Source organism: Allobosea sp. 2KB_26, from assembly GCF_052115715.1.
Classification (GTDB): Bacteria; Pseudomonadota; Alphaproteobacteria; order Rhizobiales; family Beijerinckiaceae; genus Allobosea.
The window spans coordinates 40,934-62,554 of record NZ_JBFRHE010000011.1; the positions used below are offsets into that span (position 1 = coordinate 40,934).

20 protein-coding genes and 1 pseudogene are annotated in these 21,621 nt (G+C 64.8%); 5 read left to right on the forward strand and 16 right to left on the reverse strand.

From position 1 onward, the window contains the following. Positions 1 to 3: 3 nt before the first annotated feature. From AB4099_RS24595 to AB4099_RS24605, 3 genes are all read left to right on the forward strand, one after another. Positions 4 to 945, forward strand: a complete 942-nt coding sequence (locus AB4099_RS24595) for an ABC transporter permease (protein WP_441479972.1) — start codon at positions 4 to 6, stop codon at positions 943 to 945. Between the two features lie 3 nt (positions 946 to 948). Then, positions 949 to 1,830, forward strand: coding sequence for an ABC transporter permease (locus AB4099_RS24600; protein ID WP_441479973.1), 882 nt, complete (start codon positions 949 to 951; stop codon positions 1,828 to 1,830). A gap of 348 nt (positions 1,831 to 2,178) precedes the next feature. Continuing rightward, on the forward strand, positions 2,179 to 2,559 hold the full coding sequence (locus AB4099_RS24605; RefSeq protein ID WP_441479974.1) for a rhodanese-like domain-containing protein: 381 nt from the start codon (positions 2,179 to 2,181) through the stop codon (positions 2,557 to 2,559). Positions 2,560 to 2,615: 56 nt separating this feature from the next. Here AB4099_RS24605 and AB4099_RS24610 read toward each other — a convergent pair whose 3' ends face one another. The 9 genes from AB4099_RS24610 to AB4099_RS24650 form a co-directional block, all read right to left on the reverse strand. Next, positions 2,616 to 3,065, reverse strand: coding sequence for an RrF2 family transcriptional regulator (locus tag AB4099_RS24610; protein WP_113511879.1), 450 nt, complete (start codon positions 3,063 to 3,065; stop codon positions 2,616 to 2,618). 113 nt (positions 3,066 to 3,178) lie between these two features. Then, positions 3,179 to 4,864: an ABC transporter ATP-binding protein gene (locus AB4099_RS24615; protein ID WP_441479975.1), complete on the reverse strand. Its 1,686-nt coding sequence runs from the start codon at positions 4,862 to 4,864 to the stop codon at positions 3,179 to 3,181. 20 nt (positions 4,865 to 4,884) lie between these two features. Further along, positions 4,885 to 5,802 carry an ABC transporter permease gene (locus tag AB4099_RS24620; RefSeq protein WP_113511881.1) on the reverse strand — a complete coding sequence of 306 codons (918 nt, stop codon included), beginning with the start codon at positions 5,800 to 5,802 and terminating at the stop codon, positions 4,885 to 4,887. Beyond that, complete coding sequence (locus tag AB4099_RS24625; RefSeq protein ID WP_441479976.1) at positions 5,802 to 6,788, reverse strand: ABC transporter permease; 987 nt, start codon at positions 6,786 to 6,788, stop codon at positions 5,802 to 5,804. The genes AB4099_RS24620 and AB4099_RS24625 overlap by 1 nt, the downstream gene beginning before the upstream one ends. Positions 6,789 to 6,831: 43 nt before the next feature. Next, positions 6,832 to 7,164 (reverse strand): rhodanese-like domain-containing protein, encoded by a 333-nt coding sequence (locus AB4099_RS24630; protein ID WP_113511885.1) that lies wholly within the window; start codon positions 7,162 to 7,164, stop codon positions 6,832 to 6,834. Between the two features lie 23 nt (positions 7,165 to 7,187). After that, complete coding sequence (locus AB4099_RS24635) at positions 7,188 to 8,528, reverse strand: NtaA/DmoA family FMN-dependent monooxygenase (RefSeq protein ID WP_441479977.1); 1,341 nt, start codon at positions 8,526 to 8,528, stop codon at positions 7,188 to 7,190. A gap of 53 nt (positions 8,529 to 8,581) precedes the next feature. Beyond that, positions 8,582 to 10,168: an ABC transporter substrate-binding protein gene (locus AB4099_RS24640; protein ID WP_441479978.1), complete on the reverse strand. Its 1,587-nt coding sequence runs from the start codon at positions 10,166 to 10,168 to the stop codon at positions 8,582 to 8,584. Next, positions 10,165 to 11,652: an NAD(P)-binding domain-containing protein gene (locus tag AB4099_RS24645; protein WP_441479979.1), complete on the reverse strand. Its 1,488-nt coding sequence runs from the start codon at positions 11,650 to 11,652 to the stop codon at positions 10,165 to 10,167. The genes AB4099_RS24640 and AB4099_RS24645 overlap by 4 nt, the downstream gene beginning before the upstream one ends. A 3-nt stretch (positions 11,653 to 11,655) precedes the next feature. Continuing rightward, positions 11,656 to 12,993, reverse strand: coding sequence for an NtaA/DmoA family FMN-dependent monooxygenase (locus tag AB4099_RS24650; RefSeq protein ID WP_113511893.1), 1,338 nt, complete (start codon positions 12,991 to 12,993; stop codon positions 11,656 to 11,658). A gap of 206 nt (positions 12,994 to 13,199) precedes the next feature. Between AB4099_RS24650 and AB4099_RS24655 the strand changes: the two are divergent. After that, positions 13,200 to 13,440, forward strand: a pseudogene (locus AB4099_RS24655) (ABC transporter permease); the annotation flags it as partial. Between the two features lie 518 nt (positions 13,441 to 13,958). Beyond that, positions 13,959 to 14,939 (forward strand): ABC transporter substrate-binding protein, encoded by a 981-nt coding sequence (locus AB4099_RS24660; protein ID WP_113511896.1) that lies wholly within the window; start codon positions 13,959 to 13,961, stop codon positions 14,937 to 14,939. A 109-nt stretch (positions 14,940 to 15,048) separates the two neighbouring features. Here AB4099_RS24660 and AB4099_RS24665 read toward each other — a convergent pair whose 3' ends face one another. The 7 genes from AB4099_RS24665 to AB4099_RS24695 form a co-directional block, all read right to left on the reverse strand. Then, on the reverse strand, positions 15,049 to 16,062 hold the full coding sequence (locus tag AB4099_RS24665; RefSeq protein ID WP_113511898.1) for a sugar-binding protein: 1,014 nt from the start codon (positions 16,060 to 16,062) through the stop codon (positions 15,049 to 15,051). Positions 16,063 to 16,101: 39 nt separating this feature from the next. Then, positions 16,102 to 17,127, reverse strand: coding sequence for an ABC transporter permease (locus AB4099_RS24670; protein ID WP_113511989.1), 1,026 nt, complete (start codon positions 17,125 to 17,127; stop codon positions 16,102 to 16,104). Positions 17,128 to 17,147: 20 nt separating this feature from the next. Next, positions 17,148 to 17,888, reverse strand: coding sequence for an ATP-binding cassette domain-containing protein (locus AB4099_RS24675; protein WP_113511900.1), 741 nt, complete (start codon positions 17,886 to 17,888; stop codon positions 17,148 to 17,150). 582 nt (positions 17,889 to 18,470) lie between these two features. Further along, positions 18,471 to 18,992 (reverse strand): GNAT family N-acetyltransferase, encoded by a 522-nt coding sequence (locus AB4099_RS24680; protein ID WP_441479980.1) that lies wholly within the window; start codon positions 18,990 to 18,992, stop codon positions 18,471 to 18,473. Between the two features lie 201 nt (positions 18,993 to 19,193). Continuing rightward, positions 19,194 to 19,637, reverse strand: coding sequence for a gamma-glutamylcyclotransferase (locus AB4099_RS24685; RefSeq protein ID WP_162767972.1), 444 nt, complete (start codon positions 19,635 to 19,637; stop codon positions 19,194 to 19,196). Positions 19,638 to 19,715: 78 nt separating this feature from the next. Beyond that, positions 19,716 to 20,753 carry an ABC transporter ATP-binding protein gene (locus AB4099_RS24690; RefSeq protein WP_441479981.1) on the reverse strand — a complete coding sequence of 346 codons (1,038 nt, stop codon included), beginning with the start codon at positions 20,751 to 20,753 and terminating at the stop codon, positions 19,716 to 19,718. Positions 20,754 to 20,757: 4 nt separating this feature from the next. Beyond that, complete coding sequence (locus tag AB4099_RS24695) at positions 20,758 to 21,621, reverse strand: ABC transporter permease (RefSeq protein WP_441479982.1); 864 nt, start codon at positions 21,619 to 21,621, stop codon at positions 20,758 to 20,760.

The following is a 21,621-nucleotide window of genomic DNA, read 5'->3' on the forward strand; positions in this document are numbered from 1 at the left end:
CCCATGTCTTCGCTTCTTGGACGCCGCCTTCTGCAACTCGTCCCGACGGTCATCCTTCTGTCGATGATCATCTTCTCGCTGCAGCATCTCCTGCCGGGCGATCCGGCGCTGGTGCTCGCCGGCGAAAATCCAGATGAGGCGACGCTGGCCGCCATCCGCGCCCAGTATCACCTCGATCAGCCCCTGATCGTGCAGTATCTCTACTGGCTGAAGGGCGTGGTGACCGGCGATCTCGGCGAATCCATGCGCCATAACCGCCCCGTCCTCGAGCTGATCCTGCTCAAGCTGCCGGTGACGCTGCAGCTCGCGGTCATGGGCATCCTGATCGCGCTCGTCGTCGGCATCACGGCGGGCGTCATCTCGGCTCTGCGCCCGAACAGCGCGATCGACTACACCACCAATGTCGCGTCGCTTGCCGGCATCTCGGTGCCGAATTTCTGGCTCGGCATCATGCTGATCATGTTCTTCTCGGTCCATCTCGGCTGGCTGCCGGCATCCGGCTTCGTCAGCCCCTGGGAGGACCTGAAGATGAACCTCTCGACGACGATCATGCCCGCTTGCGTGCTCGGCACTGCGATTGCCGGCGTCATCATGCGCCACACCCGCAGCGCGATGCTGCAGGCGCTCGAAAGCGATTACGTTCGCACCGCGCGCGCCAAAGGCCTCAGCGAATGGGTCGTGGTGTTCAAGCATGCGATGCGGAATGCGCTGACGCCGATCATCACGCTTGGCGCGCTTGAGTTCGGCGCGCTTTTGTCCGGCGCGGTCCTGACCGAGCAGATCTTCACGATTCCGGGCTTCGGCAAGCTGATCGTCGATGCCGTCTTCACCCGCGACTATCCCGTGGTGCAGGGCGTCGTGCTCGTGACCTCGCTCTTCTACATCGTCCTCAATCTGCTGGCCGACATCGGATACATCCTCGTCAACCCAAGACTGAGAAGCTGAGCTGTGCTGACGATCTCGGAACCCAAGCCTTCGGCCAATCCCGTCGCGAACTTCTTCCGCGGCCGCGTGTGGCGGCGCCTGTCGAAGCGCAAGAGCGCGCTGGTCGGTCTCGCCGTCGTGCTGCTCATGGTGTTCGTCGCCATCTTCGCGCCGCTGCTGGCGCCTTATGATCCGGCGGCGCAGAGCTGGACTGCGGTGCGCAAGGCGCCGTCCGCCGCGCATTGGTTCGGGACGGACGAGGCCGGCCGCGACATGCTTTCGCGCATCATCTGGGGCGCCAGGGCCTCGCTGCTGGCGGGCCTCACCTCGGTCGGCATCGCCATGGCGATCGGCGTGCCGCTCGGGCTCGCCGCCGGCTTTCTCGGCGGCCTGGTCGACGGGCTGATCAGCCGGTTCACCGATGCGATGCTGGCCTGTCCGTTCCTGATCCTGGCGATCGCGCTCGCGGCCTTCCTCGGGCCCAGCCTGACGAACGCGATGCTGGCGATCGGCATCACCGCCATGCCGCTCTTCATCCGCCTGACCCGCGGCCAGGTGCTGTCGATCAAGGCGGAGGACTATGTCGAGGCGGCCAGCGCTGTCGGCAATCCGCAATGGCGCATCGCGGTGCGCCACATCCTGCCGAACATCCTGCCGCAGCTCATGGTCCAGGCGACGCTGACGATCGCGGCTGCGATCATCGCGGAAGCGAGCATGTCCTTTCTCGGCCTCGGCCTGCAGCCGCCGGCGCCCTCCTGGGGCTCGATGCTGAATTCGGCCCAGCGCTTCCTGAGCAATGCGCCCTGGATGGCGCTCTGGCCCGGCATCGCCATCTTCGCAACCGTGCTGTCGTTCAACCTGCTCGGCGACGGCCTCCGCGACGCCCTCGACCCGCGCGCGCGCTGACCGACGCGGCGCCCCGCTCTCGCTGCCCGCGGGAGCGGGGCTGTCCCTGTTCCCGGGGCGCCGATCTCCGGGCGGCGCCCGTCCTTGCCGGCATCTTTCCGGGCGCAAACGAAGCTGTTCCGAGCGACCTGCGCGATCTGCAAACCGGGCACGCTGTTGTGAGGCGCGTCATGATGACCGCCCCGGGGCCTGCACGCGATTCCGGGCTGGAAAAACAGGGCGCACCGGGCCAGAATCAAAATTCGGGATTCTTGCATTGGCCGGAGGAACAGGGGCTCGGGTCAGATCCTCTCCACCTTGATCCTGGAGTTCTGGCAATGGCGATGGGACGCCTATCAGCGGCCCTGAATGGCGGACTTGATGATTGAACAGAACGACCGATGGGCGCGAAGCGCATCATCTTCATTGCCGGAGCGTGTCTCGGCCGAGGCCGCCTTGGAGCTCATCCGCGAAGGTGGCGAGCTGATCGACGTCCGCACCGTGCCTTACCGGGACAAGGAAGGCATCATCGAGGGGGCTCGACATATCGAGAAGATCGATATCCTCGACGCGCTTCGACCATTCCGGAATGGGGAAAAGCTGTTCGTCATCTTCTGTTCGAGGGACGATGCCAGTGCTGCGATCGTCCGGGTGTTGCGGTCCGCCGGAATTGAACGGGTGCTTGATGTGGCGGGCGGCTTTCATGCTCTGGCGCAGGCGGGCGCACGCGTCTCACCATTGACCAGGTAAGCGTCGGGCCGCTGCGGGGCCGAACGGCCCCGGGGGCCAGGCGACCTGCCGATCGTTCAGTCCGCGCAGGGAATATCGACCAGGAGCCCCAGTTCCAGCTGCGCGGACAGATCGGCCAGGCTGCGATGATCGAGGACATCGCAGATCGCCTGGCGGACCTCGATCATGACACGCCGCACCTCGCATTTGGGCTCGTCGCAGTCCGGGCAGGGCTCATATCTGCTGCGGCTGGCACAGGGTATCGGCGCCAATGCTCCATCCAGATGGCGAATGACCGATCCCAGCCTTATCTCTGCGGCAGGCCGCGCCAGCCGGTAGCCACCAGCTCTTCCCTTATGGCTGGCCACGAAGCCGGCATTGCGCAGTTCAACGAGGATGCCCTCGAGGAACTTGCGCGGGATATTGCGGGCTGCTGCGATGGTTCCGGGTTGCTGGAGCACTGCATTGTCCGACAATGCCAAATAGGCCAGCGCCTTCAAGCCGTACTTCGCCTTACGCGACAGCATTCCGGCAGACCCTCTCGTTTTCCTGTTAAGGCGATCACTCGGGGCGGGCTGCCGGAGAACTGCTTCCCGATAGCTTGCCGCATTGCCCGGTATCGCCATGCTCGTTGCCCCTGTCAGTTCACGGCCGCGATCAGCGCCTTGGTGTATGGATGCCGGGGGCTGCGCCAGATGGTGGTGTGATCACCCGTATCGACAATTTTGCCTCCCTGCATGACCATGACCTTGTCGGACACGTATTGAACGACTGCAAGATCGTGCGAGATGAAAAGCATGGAAAGACCGAATTCCGCCCTGATATCCGCGAGCAAATTCAGAATCTGTGCTTGAATCGAGACGTCGAGGGCGGAAACCGGTTCATCGCAGATCAGAACGTCCGGTTGCAGGATGAGGGCGCGCGCGATGCCGATGCGCTGGCGCTGGCCGCCTGAGAACTCGTGCGGATAGCGGTCGACGCTGCTCGCCGGCAACCCGACCCGATCCAGCATCTGCCGGACGCGCTCGCCCCGCTCTGCGATACCGTGCAGCTTGAGCGGATTGCCGAGGATATCGCCCACCGTCTGGCGCGGATTGAGCGAAGCATAGGGATCCTGGAACACCATCTGGATATGCCGCCGCGCCTGCCGCAACCCGGCTCCCTGCGCGCCGGCCAGATCCTTGCCCAGGAGCGAGATCTCTCCCGTCGCCCCCGGTATCAATCGCATGATCGCGCGCGAGAGCGAGGATTTCCCACTCCCGGACTCGCCCACCAGTCCCAGGGTCTGGTTCCGGGCGAGGGTGAAGCTCACCCCGTCCACCGCCGGCCTGTCCGCACCGGGATAGCGAACGGTCAGATCCCTGACGTCCAGGGCAGCGCTCGCGTCGGGGCCAGCTGCGTCCGGGCCAGGTAGGTCCGGGGCAGATGCGGTCGCGGCGATCCGGCCCGGCGGAGTGTGCAGCTCGAAACGAAACTCGTCGTTTGCGGCACGATGGGCGCGGACCTCGGCCAGCCGGCTGGTTGTGTAGTGCCGCTCGTCGCTCAACCGGATCGAAGCCGAGATCAGGCCGCGCGTATAGGGATGGCGGCCTGCCTCGAAGAGATCACGGGATTTGAGGGTCTCCATCTTCTGCCCGTGATGCATGACCACGACGCGGTCGCTCCAGGCCCGGACGAGGGGCAGGTCATGTGAGATCAGGAGAACGCTCATGCCCAGCTCACGCCGGAGTCCGTCGATCAGCTCGAGAATCTGCATCTGCGTGGTGGAATCGAGCGCCGTGGTCGGCTCGTCGGCGATGAGCAACCGGGGGCGCAGGGCGATCGCCATGGCGATCATGGCACGCTGCCTCTGCCCGCCGGACAGTTCGTGCGGGTAGGCATCGATGCGGTGCGCCGGGTCTGGAATCCCGACCTGCTCAAGCAATTCGAGCACCCGCCGCCGCGCCGCCGCGGCCGAGATGTCGGTATGCTCGTGCAGGACCTCGGCGATCTGGCGACCGATCGTATAGACCGGGTTGAGCGAGGTCATCGGCTCCTGGAAGATCATGCCGATCTGACGGCCGCGCAGGGCCCGGAGCCGCTCCGGCGCCATGCCGACCAGATCGCCGCCGTCGAACAGGATCTGGCCGCTGATCTCGGTATGGGCGGGCAGCAGGCCGAGGACCGAAAGCGCCGTCGTCGACTTGCCGCACCCGGATTCGCCGACCAGCGCGAGCGTCTCTCCACGCTCGACTTCGAGATCCAGCCCGCCGACGGCAACGCCGTTGCGGAGGGGGGCGTCGTAGCTCACCCGCAAATTGCGGAGCTGAAGCAGGGGGGAGGTCATGCCGGGGTCCAAGCGATGCATCATGTGCGCGCCAGATGCGGGCTCAAGGCGTCGTTGAGCGCATCGCCAATGAGGTTGAGCGCAAACACGGTTGCGACGATGAAGCCCCCCGGGATGGCCGTCAGATACCAGTGGGTTCGGATATACTCGCGCCCGGTGCCGATCATGGCGCCCCAGCTCACCGAATTGGGATCTCCGAGCCCCAGAAACGCCAGCGCCGATTCCGACAGGATCGCCGATGCGACCATGATCGTCGCCGTCACCACCAGGGGCGGCAACGCATTGGGGATGATCTCGCGCAGGATGATATGGGCATCGCCATAGCCCACGCTGCGGGCGGCCGAGACATAGTCCTGTTGCCGCAAGGTACGAAATTCCGCACGGGTCAGCCGTGCGATCGTGTCCCAGGACGTCAGCGCAATGCCGATGATCACGGTCCAGATCGACGGCTGGATGACCGCGACGAGAACCACCAGCAGGACGAAGCCCGGGATGGTCTGGAAGATCTCGATGAAGCGAACGATCAGATTGTCGATGCGCCCCCCGAAATAGCCGGCGACGGCGCCCACGGAGACGCCGCCCAGAACCCCGAGCGCCGTGGCGGCAACGCCCACCAGCAAGGACACGCGGGCGCCGTGCATGATGCCGGCCAGGACATCGCGGCCCATATTGTCGGTCCCCAGGGGGTGCGCCAGGTCCTGTCCCGGCCAGAGCAGCGGCGTTCCCGCCAGGGCAAGCGGATCGCCCGGCCGGATCAGCGGCGCCGTGGCAGCCATCGCAATGATGGCTCCCAGGACCATCAGCCCGACGAGAGCGCCGGAATGGCGCAGCACGGTGAAAAACACGCTGCGGCGGCGTTTCCGCGACGGAGCGAACTCACCGGCGCCGGGACCGCGCGCGTTCTCGGCAAGTGTGGTGTTCATTTCGGCCAGGGCCATCAGCTCACCTCCACTCTCGGGTCGAGCAGCGATTGCAGGATGTCGAACAGCGCGTTTGCGACGATCACCAGCGCTGAGCTGACGAGCAAGATGCCGAGCAGGACCGGATACTCGCGGGCAAGAATGGCCTCGTAGGCGAGGCGTCCCATTCCCGGCCAGCTGAAGACCGTCTCGACGACGATCGCGCCGCCCAGCATTCCCGCCACCTTGGCCCCGGTCAGCGCGGCGATGGGGGTGAGGGCGTTGCGCAGCACGTGGCGACGGATCACGCGGGCCGGCGTCAGCCCCTTGGCGATGGCCGTCCGCACATAGTCGTGGCGCTGGGCCTCGATCACGGCGGCCCGCGTCAGCCGCGCGTAGATCGCCACATAGTTCAGCCCCAGCGTCAGCGCCGGCAGCGTGATGTAGCGGAGCCGGTCGACGAACCAGTCCCAGCCCTCGCTCGGTCCACCGATCGTGCGAGCGCCCCCCGACGGGAACAGCCCGAGATGGACGGAAAACAGGACGATCAGCATCAGCCCGATCCAGAAGGTTGGGACGGAATAGAAGACCAGCGACAGAAGAGAGAGCAGGCGGTCCGGCAGGCGCCGGGCCAGCAACGCCATGGTGGTGCCCATGGCGAAGCCGAGGAGCAGCGCGACGGCGATCGCGACGCCCATCAGCAGGAGCGTGCCGGGAACGCGCGCCATGATCATGTCGGAGACCGGCGCACCGTAGCGCGGCGAGATGCCGAGGCTGAAATGCGCCAGGTTGTCGTAATAGACGAAGAGTTGCTCCAGAACCGGCAGGTTCAAGCCGAACTGGACCCGCAAGGCATGGATGCCCTCCTCGCTGGCCGCTCCGGTTTCCGCGGCGATGTAGTCGGCCACGTCGCCTGGAGCGAGCTGCATCAGGAAGAACCCAAGCGTCACGATCACGAACATGGTCGGGATCGCCTGGAGCAGGTTCCGGCGCAGACTGAGAAGAATACGGCGATTGCGGCTCATCTCGCTCCCGCTCCCTGTGGCCTGAAGGCCGCTGCGCGCAGGCTCACGGCTGCTCTGCGAGCGCGAGTCCGCCCGGCCCGGTCAGCGCCGCAAACCCGCCATCGACATCAACCGCACGGGTGATCCCGGCAGCGACAAGCTGCTCGATGACCGGGCCCGATCCGGCAACCGAGCCGCAGAAGATCACGATCGGCTGGTCGCTTTCGGACAGCCCCGAGCGGTCGCGCAGGAAGGTCAATACGGCAGCCTTGCCGATGATGACCGCGTCTCGCACCTCTCCGTTCGCCGCGCGGCCCTTGGCGCTGCGAACGTCGATCAGAATTGCGCCATCCGCGACGCGCTTCAGAGCTTCCGTTCCTGAGATCCGGTTCGTCATGGTGTTCTCCTTTCAGATTGAAGTCAGAGTGCTCCGGGAATGCCGAGCCGCGACCTGAGCGAGCCCTTGGCATAGCCGTCCGGGTAATGACCGGCCCTGCGAAGCAAGGGTACGACCTGATCGACGAAGTCGCGGGCATCCAGCGGCAGATCCTGGAGGTGAAGGACGAAGCCGTCCGCGGCGCCCGAGCGATACCAATCGATGATCGTATTCGCGACGATATCGGGCGTGCCGACGATGATCTTGTGCCCGCCTCCCAGCTGGAACTCCCGCGCCAGCTGGTTCACCGTCAGATCTCCGCGTCGGGCGACATCGGTGATCGCGTGGAAGAAGCCGAGCGGCCGCTTGTAGTTTGGCGACGGGGTCGACAGCTGAGCTTCAGTCAATGGGCGGTCGGGATGCAGCGTTGCGGGATCGAGGTCGAGCAGCTTCGCAACCCGCGCCACGGGATCGATCGATTCACCCAAGAGCCCGACCAGCTGCTCGAGCCGCCGTTTCGCCTCATCCGTGGTCGACCCGATGATCGGCACGATACCGGGGACGACCTTGACGGCTCCCTCAGGTCTGCCCTCGGCTGCAACCTGCGCGCGCAAGCCGGCGACGAAGTCCTGCGCCGAAGCCTTGTCGACGAGGGCTGCGTAGAGGACATCGGCGTATTTCGCCGCCAGACCGACCGCATGCTCGGAACCGCCGGCTGTCGACAGAAGCGGCCGGCCAAAGGGAGACTGAGGGACGGGCAGTGGGCCGCGCACCTTGAAGAATGGGCCGACATGGTCGATCTCGCGCCGGCCTGCCGGGTCGTAGAGATAGCGCGCGGCGTCCGGCTGCTTGTCCCAATCCCTGGTCAGGCGGAAGCTGTCGCTCAGCCGGCCGAACAGTTCGAGATATTCGGCAGCACGGGCATAGCGTTCGGCGTAGTCGGGGACCGCGTCGCCGCCATAGTTCTGGGCGATGCGCGGATTGTAGGACGCGATGACGTTCACGCCGGCGCGACCTTCGGAGATTTCATCCAACGTCGCGATGTTGCGGGCGACCGTGTAAGGCTCGGTATAGCTCGAGGACACCGTCGGAACCACGCCGATATCGGGGATGCGAGCCGCGATCGCCGCCATCAGCAATTGCGGATCCGAAATATGGAGCGGGGCCTGTTCCGGAGGCGTAATCGCCATGGGCAGGTCCGGCAGCCAGAGCGCATCGAAGACGCCGTCATGGGCGATGCGCGCGACCTCGAGTCTGGTCTGGAACGACCAGGCTGCATCGCGATCGGGCACGAGTTTCCATGACCGCGGATGAACGCCGACAGCGTGGAAGTTGATTGAAAGTGAAATATGCGGCGCGCGAGCGGCCATGTCGGATCCCTGCATGGGGCCGTGGCGGGAAACCGCGCCACGGCGAACGTCGTTCGAAGATCGAAAGCTCAATCCTCGAGATGGACGCGATCGAAATAGTCACTGCCCAGGCGCGCGGCGTAGGGTGTGTGCTCCTTCACCCGGGTGTTGAAGATCGTCAGGCGCTGGAACTGCACCAGGTTCACCGCGGGAAGGTCGCGATGCACGATGCGCTGAAATTCCACATATTTGCGGCGTCGTTCCGCCGGATCCCTCTCAGCCGCGGCTGAGGTGAGCAGGGCATCGACCTCGGGGTTGGAATAATGCGTGTGGTTCGACCACGGCAGCCCCTTCTTGATGTTGGAGCTCAGATACGCGCGGTCGATACCGTCGGTCGGATCGTAACCGTTATTGAGGTTCTGCACATCGATATCGAAGACGCGCTCGGTGTAGACCTTTTGAATGTAAGTACTGAACTCGAAGTTGAGGATTTTGACCTCGATGCCCACTTCGCCCAGGGCATAGCGGATGTATTCCGCGGCCTGGCGCTGCTGCGCCATCCCCGGGTTCCAGGTCAGGTTCAGCGTGGCCCGCTTGCCGTTGGCGGCACGGGGAAAGCCCGCCTCGTCGAGCAGTTTCGTGGCACGTGCCGGATCGTAGGCGTAATGCTTGAGGGTGCTGTCGTGGAAGTTGCGCAGATCGGGAACGATCGCGGTCGGTGAAGGAATGGCGTAGCCATTCCACACGACCTTGATCAGGCGATCGATGTCCAGCGCGTGCGCGATCGCCTGCCTGACCTTCAGTTCCTTGAGAAAGCTGTTGTCCAGGTTGAAGAACAACTGGTGCAGGTTGCCGCCCAGTTCATAGCCACGGGTTTCCACGCCAAAGCGCTTGCTGGCCAGAAAGCGCTCCACATCCCCGTAAGGGATCGGCGAGCCGTGGCCGATGTCGATCTCGCCCGTCTCGAGAGCCGCTGCCCGAGCCGCGGAATCGGGAATGACGCGAACGATGATCCGCTCGACACGGGGCTTGGCCGTGTCCCAGTAATCCGGATTCCGCTCCAGCACGTAGTGGCTGCCCTGTTCCCATTCCTTGAAGAGGAACGGGCCCGTGCCGATCGGCCTGCGGTTGTTGGGATTGGTCTTGAGATCGGTCCCCTTGTAGATGTGCTTGGGCAGGATGGCCGTGCCGACCCCCGACAGCGCTCCGAGAAGATAGGGCGCCGGTGCCGAGAAGCGGGCGACCAGCGTGTGTGCGTCGGGCGTTTCCACTGCCACGAGATTGGCGAACGTGTTGCGGCGACGCGGATGCGTCTCGCGCAGCGTCTCGAAGCTGTAGGCCACGTCTTCCGAGGTGAATGGCCGGCCATCATGCCACTTCACACCCTTGCGAAGATGGAAGGTGTAGACGGTGCCGTCCTCGGTGATGTCCCAGCGTTCGGCGAGCGAAGGCTGCGGATTCATGTCGAAGTCGATCGAGACCAGCTCGCCCTGTACCGCGGGAATGGCCCCGTTTCCGAACAGGTCGACGAAGGAAGGCTGCTCTGCGGTGACGACCACGCGCAACGTGCCGCCTTTCGCCTTCGTTTGCGCAAAGGCGGGCACGGCGAGGTCGGCCGAGACGAAAGTGCTCGCGGCGAGCAGCTTGCCGAACGTTCGGCGATCGATACCTGTCACGGGTTCAGTCCTTGAAGATGCAGTTGGAAGGGAGAGGGCCCGGGCAGCTGGCGGGCCGGTTGGGACGCGATGGGCCGGGCCGGATGGGTCTCGGCTGCCGGCGGAGGGTTGAGGAGGGGGGCAACCAGCCGGTCGGCGCTGTCCCGGAACAGGCCGTCCTGGATCGCTTCGCGCAGGCGTCTGATGCAGGTGTCGTGGCTGCCGATGTCGCCGACATGATAGCCATGGCTGACGACGGCGCCGTAGTTGAAGATGTGGATGCGCCTGACCCAGGGTGCGGTGCCGGGAACGCGCTCGGTAAAGGCCAGTTCCCGGTCGAGATAGGGGTGCCCGCCCCATTCCTGCACCGCATCGCGATCGTCGGCGATGCCGGGAACTTCGCGCCAGAGGCGGACCCGCTTGGCAATCCGTGACAGCTCGGGCCTCGTGGCGAGATCCGTGCGATATCCCGTCCCGGCGATGATGAAGTCGACGCTCAGCGTCTCCTGCCCGGTCTCGATCTCGATCCCGTCATTGCCCTGGCGCACGGAGGCGATCTCGCGGCCGAGAAGCAGGTGGAAATTCGGATGGCGGCCGGCGCGGTCGATCGTGGGCTGCGGAGCATGCCCTCTCGCCCGGCCACGCGTAATGATCTGCCACCGGACCCTATCGGGCAGGTCACGGAATGGGCGGTAGAGAACCGGATTGCGCGCCAGCGCCTGGGGACTTTGCGTCGCCAGCCGCCTGGCACGGGAGAGAAGGTGGACCTGCGAGGCGCCCGCTTCCAGAGCGGTTGCCGCCGCGTCGAAGGCCGAGGACGCCGCCCCGATCACCGCGATACGCCGCCCGGCCAAACGCGAAAAATCGATCGGATCGGCCGTGTGAGCCCAGGCGCCAGCCGGCAACCCGCTTCTGATGACCTCCGGCACGAAGGGCATTCCGAGCCCGTCGACCCCGGTGGCCAGCACAAGACGGCGCGCCGTGACGATGCTGTGCGATCCGCCATGGCTGAAGGTCAGGCGCAAACCGACTTCGGCGGCGTCGACATCGATCAACCGCATGTCGTGGCGAATGTCGACCGCAACGGTCCGCTGGAACCAGTCGAGATAATCCTGCCACATCAGCCGGGGAATCCGGCCCAGCGTCCGGTATGCGGCCTCTCCCCATTGTTCTGCGAACCAGCGTTCGAAGGTCAGTGCGGGAATGCCCTGATCGATCCCGCTGATCGCCTTGTCCGTGCGCAGGGTCTCCATGCGCGCCGTCGTGGCCCAGACACCGGCTGCGCCCTTGGGAGCCGCATCAAAGACGCCGACATGCGTGACGCCGACACGCGAAAGGGCAAAGGCAGCACCGATCCCGCTCTGCCCACCGCCGATGATCGCGACGTCGAGGTCGGCGCCCGGCCCGCTGTCCCAGGCAAGGGGGCGGGAGACGAGGGCGATCGCACGTCGCGCCTCATCGGTCAGGCGCGCCAGCACAGCGGGTCCGTTTGGGGCTTCCTGCATGGCTCAGCCCGCCAAGGCAGCGCGCTCGGGCGCATCGTCATGGGCGCCGAAACGCTCACGCAGGGATTCCTTGCGATAGCCCTCCGGGAAGGCGCCTGCCTTGCGCAGAATCGGGATGACCTCATCGGCGAGCAGCGTCGCGTCTTCGGGCAGATATTGCGCGCGAATGGCGAAGCCATGGCTGGCGTCGTCGCGCCACCAGTCGAGCATCTGCTCGGCCACGGATTCCGGCGTGCCGACCACCAGGCGATGGCCGATGTCGAGCTGGAAGACCCGGGCCAGTTCGCGCACCGACAGGTTATCGCGTCGGGCGACATCCGCCACGGAGTGAAACAGGCCGACGGGGCGCTTCCAGCTTGCAGGCAGGCGAAGCTGTTCCTCCGTCAACGGGCGGTCGGGATGCAGCGTGGCTGGATCGTAGCCCAGCAGGTCGGAGATCCGCTGGACCGGATCTGTCGCATAGCCGCCCTCGAGCGCAAGCTTCTCAAGCTTGCGCCGAGCCTCTTCCTCGGTCGATCCGATGACCGGCACCAGACCCGGCATCACCTTGAGCGATCCCGGCCGGCGACCGTATTTCTGGACCCGGGTATGCAGGTCGCGGACGAGGTCGCGGGCCGCGCCCTTGTGCACCAGGGCGGCGTAGAGAATGTCTGCGTGCCGCGCCGCGAGATCGAGGCTCTGCTCAGATCCGCCCGCGATCGACAGGAGCGGGCGGCCGGTTCTGGCCTGCGGTACGTTCAGCGGACCTCTGACCTGGTAGAATTCGCCCTTGTAGTTGATCTCGCGCCGAAGCGCGGGGTCGAACAGCAGGCCCTGGTCACGCCACGGGCCGCCATCCGAGAGCGTCCAGCTTTCACCGAGCTGACGGTAGACCTCGAGGAATTCGTTCGCCCGGCGCTGGCGCTGGTCGTAGGGTATCGCGTCGCTATCGCCATAGTTCTGCGCCGCCCGGTCGGCGTAGGACATGATCGCGTTGATGCCGGCGCGCCCATCGGAAAGCACGTCCAGCGTCGCGATGTTTCGCGCGGTGGTGAAGGGGTGCGAATAGGTGGTCGAGATGGTGGGAACCACCCCGATATCCGGGACCTGCGCCGCAATCGCCGTCATCAGCAGCGTCGGGTCGACGGAATGATAGGGGGTATGTTCCGGTGGCGAGATCGTCATCGGAATATCGGGCAGCCAGAGCGCATCGAAGGTGCCGCGATGGGCGATGCGCGCGACCTCCAGATAATGATCCAGGCTCAGGAACGCATCCCGATCGGGCAGGGCCCGCCACGCCTGCTTGTGGGATCCGGCGCCATGGATGATGAGCGTCAAGATCAGATGGTGCTTCTCGGCCATCTCGATGCGGTCCTTTTTCCGGAGGGCCGAGGCCAACCGGCTCGGCTCATAAATTCATAGTCAATCTATATGGATTGAGGAGTATTTGTTCCTGTTCTTCCGGTATTCTTTGGATGGAAAAGACTTACAATGCTGCGAAAGTTAGATGATCGTTTCGGCGAGGTCGCACAGGCTAAAGTTCAGTCGCGACCAAGGATGAATCGGCGGACATCCTGCCGCAATTCATGGTCCAGGCGACGCTGACGATCGCAGCCGCGATCATGTGGAAGCGAGCACGTCCTGTCTCGGCCTGGGCCGGCGCCCTCCTGGGGCTCGATGCTGAATTCGGCCCAGCGCGTCCTGAGCAATGCGCCCTGGATGGCGCTCCGGCCCGGCATCGCCATCTTCGCAACCGTGCTGTCGTTCAACCTGCTCGACGACGGCCTGCGCGACGCCCTCGATCCGCGCGCGCTGAATTACGCAGCGCCTCGCTCTCGCCGGGTGCGGGAGCGAAGCACCGGAGGCGTCGAGACGCGACGTCTCCGGCGGGCGTGGCCTACGAGACGACGATGGTCTTGCGACCAGCGCTCCCGCGCCTCACCAGCAGAACGATGGCGCTGCCTTCGACATTCGCGATCAATCCGATGTCGAGAGAATGATGCGTTCCGCTAGAGGCGGTATCGCTCTTGAGCAATTGTCCTGTGAGCGTGTCGGACGGAATTACAGGCCGCGAAGGTTCATCATCGCATCGGTCATCGGGGATCTTTCGGGGCAGGGTTGGCGTTCGCAAACCAAACCTAACCTGACGGGCAACTGCCGATGGCCATCTTCCGCTACGGCACCCTATGGGACGCGACCGAGGACCTGGAACCGAAGTCATCAAGAGCCCTCTACCGTATGGTGCCACGCGACAGGGATAAATCACTTGCCGGGAGAAGCGCGCGCCCTCATAAACGAGTGGCGCGACACCACCCGACGAGGGTCCGATGATCGCTCCGCTCCCTGTGACCCGCCGCGCCGTCCTCGCCTTCGCTGCGACAGCCGCCATTGTGCCGGCGGCCGGGCAGGACCTTCCACTGGTTGTCTGGCTGTCCATATACCCGCTCGACCATGTTGACCGGTACCTGCAAGCATTCCGCTCCGGCCTCGCCGCACAGGGCTTCATCGATGGGCGCAATGTCCGCATTCTCGCCCGCTCGGCCGATGGCGACCGGGGGGAGCGCCTCGCCAAGGTCGTTGCCGAGACCGTCGCGATGAACCCGGCCGTGATCGCGACCCAGGGTGGGGCGATATACGGGGTTCGCGACATCACCACCATCCCGGTGGTTTACGGCTTTAGCGGTGATCCGATCATCGCCGGTATGACCAGCACCCTCGCACGGCCCGGGCGCAATCTCACCGGCGTCACCTTCATGGCAGCCGAACTGAATGCCAAGCGTCTGGAACTCCTGCGAGAGGTTGCCCCAAACGTGAGACGGGCCGTCCTCCTGGGCGATCCGATGCATCCCGGATACGAAGTGGAGGTCCTCACCGCAGAGCAAACAGCACGGGCCTTGGACATGCTGTTGGAGTGGATCCCGACCCGGAGCGTTGCGGAGGTTGGCCAGACCCTCGCTTCGCTTGAGGCTGCCCCGCCGGATGCCCTGGTGTTCCTTCCCGACAGCGTCATGCTGGAGAGCCGGAAGCAGGTTGTGGAATTCGCTCACCGGCACAGGATTCCGGCACTTTCGGGGTGGACCGAGTTCGCGCAGGCGGGTGGACTATTCTCGTACGGGCCCGACCTCGTCGAGTGTGTGCAACGCGTCGGCTATCTCACGTCCCGCATCCTCCAGGGGGCCAAGCCCTCGGACCTGCCGATCGAGCGGCCGAAGACCTTCGAGCTGGTTATCAACCTGAAGACGGCGAGAAGCATCCAGCTCGACATTCCGATCGAGCTTCTTGCCCGCGCAGACGAGGTCATCGAATGACGATGACGCAGGTTGTCCTAGCCGCTCCATAGAAAGGGAAGCTGGCCAGGGATCGTCCCTTGCAGGCCAGAGCGGGAGGGTATCCCGCTCTGGCCCAAGTCATCCGTCTCTAGCTACCGGCGCCGACGCAGGTCGCGGCATTCTGCGGTGTGCAGACATCGAGACCGGTATAGGTCGGGTCCTTCGGAGCGGGCTTGCCGTCCTTCATGTCCTTCAGGAACAGCATGGTCCTGTAGCCCATCTCGAAGGGGCGCTGACCGACTTGCCCCTTGGACAGGCCCGCCTTCAGCAGATCCATCTGGACGGGCAGCGTATCGGCGACGACGAGTGCAAGCGAGCCGTCATCGATGCGGGCCTTATACTTCTCTGCGACCTTGCGATACGCTTGAGGGATGAATTGCGGGAAGCCGCCGGTCGGCACGAAGGCATCGAGCTTGGGGTTCTTGCCGAGCGTATCTTCCATCTGCTGTACCGACAGCGGGAAATCGTCATTGGTATAGAGCGGGCAACCCGCTGCCTCGGTCCAGCCATGCTGGCCGGAGAGTTTTGCACCGGGCGCGGAGGCGGATTTCGCGCCGGCAAGCGTATCGCGAATCCCTTGCATGCGCTCGTTATGGTTTGCCGCCGCCGCACCACCCGACTGGATGCAAATCGTGCCGCCCTTGGGCTTGATCTGCTGGACGAGCTTCGCGAGATTGACGCCGATGTCATAGTTATACGTGCCGACATAGGCGGTGCGCAGGCCTTTGTCCTTCGCAAGGAGGTCGGAATCCCAGGTCAGAACCGGAATTCCCGCCTTTTTTGCGCCCTCGAGCGCCTTTCCCATCGCTGCTGCATTTGACGGCGAGACGGCGATGCCATCAACCTTCTTGGCAATGAGATCGTTGATGACCTGGACCTGTTCATCGCCGCCGCCGTGCTCGCCGGGGCCGATGTAAAGGCACTCGATCGCGCCGTTGAGTTCCTTCTCTGCCTTCTTGCAGCCGTCGCGGGCTTGATCGAAAAAGGGATTGTTCATGTTCTTGGGAACCAGGGCGAAGACGTATTTCTTGCCCTGAGACTGGGCTTCTCCCCCAACGGCGAGAAGTGCGAGCGCGGCGACACCTAAAGTCAGCGTTTTCATGAGCCTCTCCTCCTGGTGGTTATTGTTGTCCGGTTTTCTTCATGCCGAACCCTTGCCGCGGATCCGCTGCAGCAGAACCGCCAATACGATGAACAGGCCGACGAAGGCGCCCTGCCAGTTGGAATCGACCCCGGCCATGAGAAGGGAATTGCGGATCACCTCGATGAGTGCAGCCCCGATGACGGCGCCGTAGGCTCCGCCCTGGCCACCCATCAGATCGGCGCCGCCGATCACGGTCGAAGCGATCACCCGCAATTCATAACCCTGTCCGAGCGCATTGATGGCCGAGCCTTGCCAGCCGACGATGAGAACGGCGCTCAGTGCGGCGGTCAGCCCCGAGACGATATAGGCCTGCAGCTTGATCCGCCGGACCGGCACGCCAGTCAGGCGGGCAGCGTTCTCGTTGCTGCCGATGGCGTAGAGATAATTGCCCCAGCCGGTGAAGTTCAGGATGATGCTGAAGATGATGGCCAGCGCGAGCAGCACCCAGACCGGGTTGGCAATGCCGAAGATGGACCCGCCGCCGAGGGCGTTGAAGCTGTCTCCCCAAGGACCGAATTCGTAGATCATCTTGTTTTCGGACAGGACGATGGCAAGCGACCGGGCGCCCGACAGCATCCCCAGCGTGACGACGAAGGCGGGGAGGCCGACATAGGAAATCAGCACGCCGTTTACGACCCCGACAGCCGCTCCGGTGAGAAGGCCGGCGAGGATCGCCAGCACCCAATGCCCCTCGGATTGGAGGACGAGTCCGCTGACGACGCCGGCGAGCCCCATGATCGACCCGACCGACAAGTCGATGCCGCCGGTGAGGATGACGGCCGTCATGCCGATGGCCATGATGCCGATGAAGGCGAAATTCCGCGTGATGTTGAAGAAGTTGTCGGCGGAGGCAAAGGCGTCCGGTTGATCCCATGTCATCACGAGGACCATGGCGATCAGGGCGATCGTCACCCAGAAGGGCTGGCTCGCGAGCAGCTTCTGCAGGAGATTCCGCTCCTTGAGGCCCGTGACGTCCTCGATGGCGACACTGCTCGGAATCGGGCGGAATGTGTCGCTCGACATGGGGGGCTCCTTGCGCAGCATCAGGCGGCCTGGATGGCGCCGGTGATCAGTCCGGTCACCTCTTCAGGAGAACTCGATGCAATCGCCTTGTCCGCGACCTTGCGTCCGCGCCTCATCACGACCACCCGGTCGCAGACTGCGAACACGTCCGGCATGCGGTGACTGATGAGGACAACGGCGATGCCGCGATCCTTGAGCCGGTGGATCAGATCCAGCACCTCCGCGACCTGACGAACGCTGATGGCGGCCGTCGGCTCGTCCATCAGCACCATCTTCGCGTTGGCAAGGCGTGTCCGCGCAATCGCCACGGCCTGGCGCTGGCCGCCGGACATCAGTTTCACCAGATCGCGGGGGCGGGTCTCCGACTTGAGTTCCTTGAACAGTTCTGCGGCGCGGGCATACATCGCCTTGTAATCAAGGATCACCAGCGGACCGATGCGGCGCTTCAATTCGCGCCCGAGGAACACATTGGCGGCCGCGGTCAGATTATCGCACAAGGCGAGATCCTGATAGACGACCTCGATGCCGTCGGTCCGGGCGTCGACCGGCCTGCGAAAGTGCTTGACGATGCCGTCCAGGCGAAGCTCTCCCTCGGACGGAAGAAAATTGCCGGCGACAATCTTCACCAAGGTCGATTTGCCGGCACCATTGTCGCCCATCAGACCGACGACCTCACCGGCATCGATCGCCAGATCGATGCCTTTGAGTGCTTCGATCGCACCAAAATGTTTTGAGATCCCCTGAAGCTCCAGCAGCGGCATAGGTCGTTTCCCTCCTTGTTTCGAGGTGTGCCTCTGCTTCGGGCACTCGCTCAAACGGCGATCATCCAAGTCCTTCGGCTCAATTCCGGAATTTTATAATAGTTAGAGTTCGGTGCTGGGGCGATATTGTGTAGTAATAATGAATTTAATACGTTATGGCGCGTCTCAAATCGATGATCGTCGGGTCGTCGTAAAAATTGATCTCGAAACCGGATCGTATTGTGTGGTCTGCTGACAGTCGGGCAGAGCCGACTATTCGAGAAGGGCAGATGTCGGTGCGCGCCGCAAGGATCACGCAGAAACCCGCCTGCGCCTCTACTGTGATTGGCGCGCGAACGAGGACGTCTGCCGTGCCCCATGCCCTGTTCCTCGAAACGCGTCCTCGATGGAAGGCTTCGAACACGATCTTACGCTCAATAGACGGCTTCGTCATTCACCGGAGGGCTCCCTCTCAATCTTTGGCTCATCCTCGCGATGGGCGCAGTACCTCGCTCACGCAGCACGCGCGAGCAGGCGGGCGGGAGCGGGATTCGCTTTTGGGCGGCGGGGCAGGGCGCCCGGGAACCGGTTGCGTCTCTCGGCTCAGTCGGGCGCGCGATAGAAGGCGTTCGGCATGCCCCCGATGACACGCTCGCCTTCGAAGGTCATGCCGATCCGCTCCAGAACATGTCTGGATGCCATGTTGTTCAGGAGTGCGAACCCTACGAGCTGGCTTGGAGGACGATGCCGGCGAGCCTCCGACAAGAGGGCCGAGGCGACTTCGACGGCATAGCCGCAGCCCTGATGCTCCGGCGCGATGGCGTAACCGATCTCCAGTTCGTCCCCGCCCCAGGGCGACCAGCCGGCCCGACCGATGAAAGTCCCGTCGCGCAGGGACATTTTCCACTTCGTCAGGCCCAGATTCTCCTGCTCTGCGATGAACCCGGCAAGCTTCGCCCTGATCGCGGGTTCGGTCCAGTTGTCGGCCTTGGCGGGGTAGCCAGCCTGGACCCGAGGGTCGGAATGGAGAGCGAAGAGCAGGGGAAGGTCGGCTGGAGACCACGCATCGAGGCGCAAGCGCGGGGTGGTGAGACGCAGGCTGTCCTTGCTGAGGGCGTTGAACACAGTCCTGTCCCCGATCTCGGATAGGCACGCGAGAATGGCCGTCCATTTCCGGTCGCACAACAAGGGCGCATCCGGAAGGGGCGCGGGCTGACGACCCGGCCACGCCCTGGCTGGCAGCGTCGACCGGCGAGGGGTGTCCATTTGAGCGATGTGCGCCACGGAGCCCTCACCGGCCGCGCCCTTTGAAACCGGCCGAGCGGATCAAGCGCCCTTCAGCAGCCTTTCCAGCTTTTCGATATAGGCCGGCGGGAGATTATTGGCGCGCGCGCCCTTGAGCAGCGGCTCGATGTAATGCGCCGGCGCTCCAGACGGTCCCGACGGATTGGGGATGTCGTAGGTCGTCGAGTTCACGACCTGGCCGTCGGGCATATGGAGCACGACGGATTTGTGAGCCCAATGGCCCTGGTCCGTGCCGGCATTCTTGTCCATGGCCGCCATGTCGCTTTCGGAGAGTTCGTAGTGGACGCCCCAGGTTTCGGCGCCCTTGGACGGGGCGAGCCGCGCGCCATTATATGTGCCGTCCGTGGTTTTCCCGAAGGTCAGCTCGTAATCCCTCAGGCAGGCAATGCTGAGCGCCTTCGCGGAGGGGGCGACCCCGTGGATGCAATTGATGTCCATCAGATTGGCATAGGCGAAGTAATTCACTTCGATCTCCATTTCAGGTTTGGGGTTGCTTCCGGAAATCCATGCCCGGCCCGCATTGCGGCCCGAGCATCGGGAAGGTCATCGCGGCGCGTCGCGCAGCGCGTCCCAGGTCTGCGGGAGCGCGGCGAGCGGGGCGAGCGCATCCATCTCCGCGGCGCGGTGGCAGCGCGCCTGCCGCCCCGGTGCCACGGTCGTGAGAGCGGGCGGCTCGGTCCGGCACAGCGGCAGGGCGAAGGGGCAGCGCGCGGCGAAGCGGCAGCCCGGCGGCGGATCGGTCAGGTCGGGCGGGCCACCGGGGATGGCGATCGGCTCGTCGCGGCTGCCGAGCCGCGGCAGCGCGTTCTTGAGCCCGAGCGTATAGGGGTGGGTCGGCCGGCGGATGACATCCCGCGTCGGCCCGGTCTCGACGATCATGCCGGCATACATCACCGCGACGCGCTCGCAGTTCTCGATGACCAGCGCGAGGTCGTGCGTCACCAGCAGCAAGGAGAAGCCGAGCCGCTGCTGGAGCGCGCGCAGGCTCTGGAAGATCTGGTCCTGGACGACGACGTCGAGAGCCGTGGTCGGCTCGTCGGCCAGCACCAGCGGAGGGTCGAGCGCCAGCGCCATCGCGATGATCGCACGCTGGCGCATGCCGCCCGAGAACTGGTGCGGATAGTCGCGCGCCCGCTCCGGAGCCACGCCGACCATGGTCAGCAGCGCCTCGGTCCGGCGCCAGGCCTCGGCCCTGGAGACATCGCGATGGGCACGGATCGCCTCGGCGATCTGATCGCCGACGCGCAGGACGGGATTGAGCGCATTGAGGGCGCTCTGCGTGACCATCGAGATGCCGGCCCAGCGCACGGAGCGCCGAAACCCGGCGTCGGCTGCGACGAGATCGCGGCCCTGAAACGCGATGCGGCCGGCGGCGATCCGCGCATTGTCGGGCATCACGCCCATCACCGCCTTGAGCAATGTGCTCTTGCCGCAGCCGGATTCGCCGATCAGGCCCAGATTCTCTCCCTTGCCGATCTCCAGGCTGAGGTCGGCAATGGCGCTCGCCGGGCCGCGCGGCGTGCCGTAGCTCACGGCGAGACCGGCGATCGACAGCAGGGGATGGGTGTCGCTCGGTCGCATGGCGTCAGCCCGTCCTCAGGCGCGGATTGATGACCTGCTCATAGGCGCGGCCGACGAAATAGACCGCCGAGACCAGCACCATGATCGCGATGCCCGGCGGGATGACCCACCAGGGCGCGCGATACATCATCTGCGAGGCGTAGGCGTCGTAGACGATCGAGCCCCAGCTCACGACCGAGGGGTCGCCGAAGCCGAGGAAGCCGATGCTGGCCTCGGTGATGATCGCCCAGGCCAGTGCGAAGGCGACGCTGACCAGCGCGATCGGCATGATATTGGGCGCGATCTCGCGGTAGATGATGGCGAGATCGCTGGCGCCGGTGATCCGGGCGGCGGCGATGAAGGGCATCTCGCGCAGCGAGAGCACTTGGGCGCGCACCACCCGCGCCGTCGAGCGCCACATCACCAGCGTCATGGCGATCACCATCGTCGTCAGGCTGCGGCCGGTGAGCGAGAGCACGATGATGATGAAGGGCAGGAAGGGCAGGCCGAGGAACATGTCGGTCAGCCGCATCAGGAACGAGTCGATCCGGCCGCCGAAATAGCCGGCGATCAGGCCGATATTGACCCCGATGACGACGGTGCCAAGCGCCGTCAGCCCGCCGACGAGCAGCGCCGGACGGGCGCCGACCAGCATCTGGCTTAGCACGTCGCGGCCGAGCAGGGTGGTGCCGAGCCAGTGCTGCCAGGAGGGCGAGGCAAGGCGCAGCAGCTTGCCGGCGGCGTCGTAATTGCGGGCGACCGGATCATAGGGCGCGATCGCCGGCCCCAGGATGGCGAGCGCGAGGCAGATCCCGAGGATCACCAGGCCGGTGGGGCCGAAGGGGCCGCGCCAGACGGCGCGAAAGAAGTCGAGGATGATGGTCGGCAT

Coding starts and splice junctions, on each gene's coding strand:
- AB4099_RS24595 (WP_441479972.1), top strand. CDS start 4: ATGTCTTCGCTTCTTGGACGCCGCCTTCTGCAACTCGTCCCGACGGTC.
- AB4099_RS24605 (WP_441479974.1), top strand. CDS start 2,179: ATGGCGGACTTGATGATTGAACAGAACGACCGATGGGCGCGAAGCGCA.
- AB4099_RS24610 (WP_113511879.1), bottom strand. CDS start 3,065: ATGCTGTCGCGTAAGGCGAAGTACGGCTTGAAGGCGCTGGCCTATTTG.
- AB4099_RS24615 (WP_441479975.1), bottom strand. CDS start 4,864: ATGACCTCCCCCCTGCTTCAGCTCCGCAATTTGCGGGTGAGCTACGAC.
- AB4099_RS24620 (WP_113511881.1), bottom strand. CDS start 5,802: ATGGCCCTGGCCGAAATGAACACCACACTTGCCGAGAACGCGCGCGGT.
- AB4099_RS24625 (WP_441479976.1), bottom strand. CDS start 6,788: ATGAGCCGCAATCGCCGTATTCTTCTCAGTCTGCGCCGGAACCTGCTC.
- AB4099_RS24630 (WP_113511885.1), bottom strand. CDS start 7,164: ATGACGAACCGGATCTCAGGAACGGAAGCTCTGAAGCGCGTCGCGGAT.
- AB4099_RS24635 (WP_441479977.1), bottom strand. CDS start 8,528: ATGCAGGGATCCGACATGGCCGCTCGCGCGCCGCATATTTCACTTTCA.
- AB4099_RS24645 (WP_441479979.1), bottom strand. CDS start 11,652: ATGCAGGAAGCCCCAAACGGACCCGCTGTGCTGGCGCGCCTGACCGAT.
- AB4099_RS24650 (WP_113511893.1), bottom strand. CDS start 12,993: ATGGCCGAGAAGCACCATCTGATCTTGACGCTCATCATCCATGGCGCC.
- AB4099_RS24660 (WP_113511896.1), top strand. CDS start 13,959: ATGATCGCTCCGCTCCCTGTGACCCGCCGCGCCGTCCTCGCCTTCGCT.
- AB4099_RS24665 (WP_113511898.1), bottom strand. CDS start 16,062: ATGAAAACGCTGACTTTAGGTGTCGCCGCGCTCGCACTTCTCGCCGTT.
- AB4099_RS24670 (WP_113511989.1), bottom strand. CDS start 17,127: ATGTCGAGCGACACATTCCGCCCGATTCCGAGCAGTGTCGCCATCGAG.
- AB4099_RS24675 (WP_113511900.1), bottom strand. CDS start 17,888: ATGCCGCTGCTGGAGCTTCAGGGGATCTCAAAACATTTTGGTGCGATC.
- AB4099_RS24690 (WP_441479981.1), bottom strand. CDS start 20,753: ATGCGACCGAGCGACACCCATCCCCTGCTGTCGATCGCCGGTCTCGCC.
- AB4099_RS24695 (WP_441479982.1), bottom strand. CDS start 21,621: ATGCCGACCATCATCCTCGACTTCTTTCGCGCCGTCTGGCGCGGCCCC.